Origin of the sequence: Acinetobacter sp. 479375 (assembly GCF_000581715.1) — a bacterium.
Classification (GTDB): Bacteria; Pseudomonadota; Gammaproteobacteria; order Pseudomonadales; family Moraxellaceae; genus Acinetobacter; species Acinetobacter ursingii.
Window position 1 is genome coordinate 1 of sequence record NZ_JEZN01000046.1, and the last position, 5,002, is coordinate 5,002.

Sequence of the window (5,002 nt, forward strand, 5' to 3'; positions counted from 1 at the left end):
ATCTTTTAATCGATCATCGAACTGAATCGTAAACCAATTCATTGCTAAACGCCAATTTTGAATTGGCATTGTCCATTTCTTAGCAGCATTGGTTGTTGCTAAGTAAATGACTTTTTTGACTGAATCATCTGACGAGAAGATCTTTCGCTTCTTGGTTGAATGGCGAATTACGCTATTCAACGATTCAATTGCATTGGTTGTATAAATCGCATGACGTATTTCAGCTGGATAGCTAAATATTGTACGGATATTTTCCCAATTGGCTCTCCAGGATTCTCCAATTTTCGGATATTGATGATTCCATTGATCACAGAAGATATCTAGAGATTTTAAGGCATTTTCTTCTGTACTTGCTTGATAGATCGCTTTTAGACCAGCTGTAACAGCCTTGTAGTCTTTCCAGCTTACAAATCTCAGGCTATTGCGTACAACATGCACGATACACAGCTGAATGTCCGTATGAGGATAAACAGAGGCAATGGCATCAGGAAAGCCTTTTAACCCATCTACACAGGCAACAAGAATGTCCTGTACCCCTCGATTTTTGAGTTCTGTCATGACGGATAGCCAGAATTTGGCACCCTCTGTCTGAGCAATCCACATACCGAGTAATTCTTTTTGCCCATCCATATTGATGCCCAAAGCAAGGTATACAGACTTGTTAATCACATTGGAGTGTTGACGGACTTTTACAACAATACAGTCGAGATAGACGACTGGATACAGACTATCTAATGCTCTATTTTGCCACTCAGTCACTTGCTCAATCACAGCATCGGTCACTTTGCTTATAAGTGATGCTGAGACATCTGCATCGTACATTTCTTTGAAAAATGCGACAATTTCTCTATTGGTCATTCCTTTGGCATACAGGGAAAGAATTTGGTCATCCATACTGGTAATGCGTGTTTGATGTTTTTTGATAATTTGTGGCTCAAATGAACCTTCCCGATCACGTGGAATATCTAAAGCCAATTGCCCATCTTGAGTTGAAACAGTTTTTGAGCTAAAACCATTTCGGCTATTTGAGCCTTTTTTCGGCTGATGCTTTTCATAACCAAGATGATCTGAAAGCTCTGTATTGAGTGCAGTTTCGATCATGAACTTTTTAAATATGGCGGTCATTTGGTTTAAGTCTTCTGGTGTTTTTAGACCCTTAGCCAATTCAGCAGCCATACTTTTGATTGTTGCTTCATCCATGTGAAGTACCTTTTGTAATTATCCTCTGAAGGATAAATGAAAATTAAGTACTTACACAAAATTTAGAACAGTCCCTCATCGTCGGCTATTTCATAGATTAATACTCTGATTCCCCAAATAACAACTTACCGATCCACCAAATAGACTGGCCAAAATTTGAAATAAGTTGTTCACCTTGTCTAAGATAAGACCTATTTTCATCAATTCCAGCTAGCTTCAAAGCATCTCCAATCTTAGAACTCGTCTGATGTGCATCACCATTTCGCATATCATAGACTCCAGCAATCACTCCAAAAATTTCACGAGCTTTATCGTTTCCAACTTTATCAGCTAAGATACTTTCAAGAAGTTTATTTGAACCAAGCTTCTCTTTATCTTTATGCGTTGAAAGCTTACGGAGTTGCTCCTTATTCAAACGCTCAGAGAAAAAACGGATAACTTCCTTTGCTAATCTTAATAATGATGTCTGATCCTTACTCGAAAAACGAGAGATATCCTTAAAAAAGTTTGTATCACTTATATCTTGTGAAAATAGCTTAATTCCATATTCATTATGGAACCCTGCTTCTAACAATTTGGTACATTCAAATAGCATAGTTTCAGCAGCGTGTGTAGAAGCAGGTTTTACCTTAACCTGTGACATCAGTAATTCAGAAGAAACCTTTCCATCTGGGGCTGTGTTATGGCCAGCCCAAACATGTTGCTCCCATGCTTCTAAACGGGCTATATCATAAGCATATACAGTAATGAAATCTGACGAGTTCACTCCAAAATGTATTCTATATCCAGAGGTCGAATGAATAGCTCCAGTTTCTGCCGTATACCATTCAAGAAAAAATCCTCTATAACTAAGCAATTCATTAACAACACCAGAACGAAACCATAGCCAACGACCTATATCTTCATTGTTTAATGAAGCAGCATTCATTCTTGTCCCATCAGTTTCTACAACGAAATTTGGTAATGTATCGTTTTGATCTCTACGAACACGTATACTTTTTCTTTGATGATGAATCCATTCATCCTTCCAAAACTCTCCTTCTACTCGTACACCTTGATATCCACCTATATGACCTTTTGAAGTTTCATAGTCTGTATTGTCATCATTTTCAGGCCCCATTACTGGTGCATCTTCACCTTCATCTACATCTGTTCTCCAAACTCTAAAAGATGCCCATCCACCTCCAAAAACATCATTTACATTGCGAATAAGTAGCTCAAACCTTCCATCGTTTCGCTGTTCTTTAAAATTTGTTAAATCTGTATAAGCACTACTTGCCAATGATTCAACGTTTTCTACTCTCTGACGATAATATGAGAGTCGAAGTGTTAAACCTCTTGCAGCTAAATAATCTATTAAAAATTCTCTTTTAATTTCTATGAGTACATGATTACCTTTTTCATCAAATACCTCACGAACAACTTCAACAAAATTTTCTTCAGGTCTTATCCAGCTTTGACCTTCCTTAATTAAACCCAGAGCAACTATCAAGTCTGGATTAAGTATCCACCTTCTTCCACCAATAACAGGTTGTGGATATTCAAAAACTAAATGGACACCTATAGGTTCTTTATCATTGCGTTCGTACTGATCAATTGGAGAATAATGGCCATCATCATATGCATATGGCTTACCAATTGAACTAATACCTATATCACTCCAACTTAAGTCATTTGCTTTATCTACATGCTCTGGTAGAAATGCAACTGATCCACATCCAAAAAAGTCACTTTCAAAGCCTATATTTTTAACAGAGCCTTTTTCCTTAGTCTGTGATGCTCTAAGAGGGACCCAAGTTGAATTATTGAAATTTCTGCGAGTTTCTTGAAGTTGAAGAATCCAATTCTTTTTATCCATATTAAGTACTCTATCTAATTTAACTATTATCAGTATACCCAAATTATAGTAAACTTAGACAATTGAAAGTATTGAGAAAAAATGAGTAGCTCCGAACATAAACCAAATGAAAAGCAGGCTTTTTCTATTGCTTGCAATGCTCTAAAAGATAGATATGGAGATGCGCAATTAATCCCTGAACAAAAAGATAAACCCGATTTCGGTTTTATCTGGAAAAATAAAAGAATAGGTGTAGAAGTTGTAGCACTAGATGATAGTGAATTATTAAGAGCGATAAGTTCTCATGAGGCACAAAAACTAACGAAAGCAAGAAAAAAAGAGCTACATGCTATTAAAAATCTTCAACCCTATACAAGATACAATCAGACAATTAAGCCTGATACTGGTTTTGTTAAGCCAGCTCTTGATAGTAAGTTGAAGCTCTACGAAACTTATAAATCAAACTTTGATGAAGTTTTTCTTTTATTGCATTGTGAGTCATTCGAAAATATAAATTTCCTAAATCTATTAAAAGTTATTGCTAATAATTATTTACTGGATAATGATTGTTTATTTTCTAAAGTCTATCTAGTTGATCTTAAAAACAATAGATTTATTGGAAAGATTTTTGATTTTAAGAATAAGAAAAGATTAAAAATACCAAAAAAATTACTTTCGTATGAAAGTGAAACACGAATATCCCATTTTTTTCCTGTAGCAAAGGAATTTAATATTTATGAAACATATGAAAGTGAAGTGAAATAAGTTTTCAATAGTTTTTTTACTTAAATATAGAGTAATGTTTCTATTTTAAATTTAAAAAATGGGGGAGACATGAGAGGATTACTAGAATCAATATTTTTTCCGTTTTTAGTAAGTCAAAAATTATGGTGGATCATCATTACAGGTCTGGGACTATCTTTATTAATTAAGTTTGCAATGGATTACCAATTAGCAAGATTTCATGCTCAGACAGCACATACATTTTTGTCAGGACTAGAACCTTATCGATTGATAAAGAGATCTAACTATCTAATTATTGGTGTTCTGATTTGGACCCTAATTGCATCAATTCGAGAGTACAAGAAGACTTACGATAGGTATTACTGATACGAGTAGATAGTGGTAAAGATATGGCTATATGGTCAACATTACTTTAACTTAAGGAAAGTAAATGAGCTTAATAAGTATAGAGATGTTAGATGATGCTGACTCAACAGTTTTTAAACCAGATCTTATTTAATATAGATAAAAATCAATTAACTATCTTAAAAAAAGAAAGTAAAAAGCTCACGTCTCTAGGTGATAATAATTTTAATGATTTGAACCAAAATCAAAAAAATATATTATTAAAGTCATTTGATAAGTTATTGAATAGTAATTATAAATTATTAAATAATGATTTGGATGTTCTCTTTAATAAAGATACAAGTTTTAACGATTTTTTTAAGATAACTCGTCTGTCTAGGGATGATAGTTTTTCGTTATTTTGGGATCACATCCAGTTAGTTGATGCACTTAACAATGATTTAAATAAACAGTAAGCATCCGGCTAACACAGCCTTACCAAGCGATCCTATAAGCCTTAATTTAGTTCCCACCTAAAAACAAGTGGGGACTTAATCCATGAACATGGATATATATTCAGCAACACCTCCTGTTGCTAAAAAACGCAGAACATACAGCAAAGAATTCAAACTCAGTATTGTCAATGCCTGTAAAAATCCTAATACCTCGATCGCTTCGGTCGCACTGCAACATAGTATTAATGCCAACCTTGTCAGTCGTTGGATCAGGATCTTCAGCCATCATGATGGTGCCGTGCAAGATCCTACTCATGTGAATCCAGCATTTATTGCTTTGCCTTACACTGCTGCAATCAGCCAACCTATTGATGAGAGGATCACGTTGTGTATCACCGTGCCTCATACGAATAATGATATTCAGCTAAAATGGCAGACATCA

5 protein-coding genes are annotated in these 5,002 nt (G+C 34.9%); 3 read left to right on the forward strand and 2 right to left on the reverse strand.

Features of this window, described 5'->3' with window-relative positions; all coding sequences use genetic code 11:
* Window positions 1-1,200: IS256-like element ISAba26 family transposase (locus tag J500_RS16325; protein WP_034700632.1), on the reverse strand; the 1,200-nt coding region annotated here is incomplete at its 3' end.
* A gap of 97 nt (window positions 1,201-1,297) precedes the next feature.
* The gene (locus J500_RS16330) at window positions 1,298-3,058 is read right to left on the reverse strand and encodes a hypothetical protein (RefSeq protein ID WP_004999059.1); all 1,761 of its coding nucleotides are present in this window, start codon (window positions 3,056-3,058) and stop codon (window positions 1,298-1,300) included.
* 81 nt (window positions 3,059-3,139) lie between these two features.
* On the opposite strand from J500_RS16330, the gene J500_RS16335 reads away from it, so the two are divergent.
* The 3 genes from J500_RS16335 to J500_RS16350 form a co-directional block, all read left to right on the forward strand.
* Window positions 3,140-3,802: a hypothetical protein gene (locus tag J500_RS16335; RefSeq protein ID WP_004999057.1), complete on the forward strand. Its 663-nt coding sequence runs from the start codon at window positions 3,140-3,142 to the stop codon at window positions 3,800-3,802.
* Window positions 3,803-4,239: 437 nt separating this feature from the next.
* A complete protein-coding gene (locus tag J500_RS16345) occupies window positions 4,240-4,581 on the forward strand; it encodes a hypothetical protein (RefSeq protein ID WP_228130699.1) in 342 nt (113 codons plus the stop codon).
* An 82-nt stretch (window positions 4,582-4,663) separates the two neighbouring features.
* Window positions 4,664-5,002: transposase (locus J500_RS16350; RefSeq protein WP_034700634.1), on the forward strand; the 339-nt coding region annotated here is incomplete at its 3' end.

Excerpts from the sequence above, each read along its gene's own strand:
- J500_RS16330 (WP_004999059.1), bottom strand. The coding sequence starts at position 3,058 with ATGGATAAAAAGAATTGGATTCTTCAACTTCAAGAAACTCGCAGAAAT.
- J500_RS16335 (WP_004999057.1), top strand. The coding sequence starts at position 3,140 with ATGAGTAGCTCCGAACATAAACCAAATGAAAAGCAGGCTTTTTCTATT.
- J500_RS16345 (WP_228130699.1), top strand. The coding sequence starts at position 4,240 with ATGATGCTGACTCAACAGTTTTTAAACCAGATCTTATTTAATATAGAT.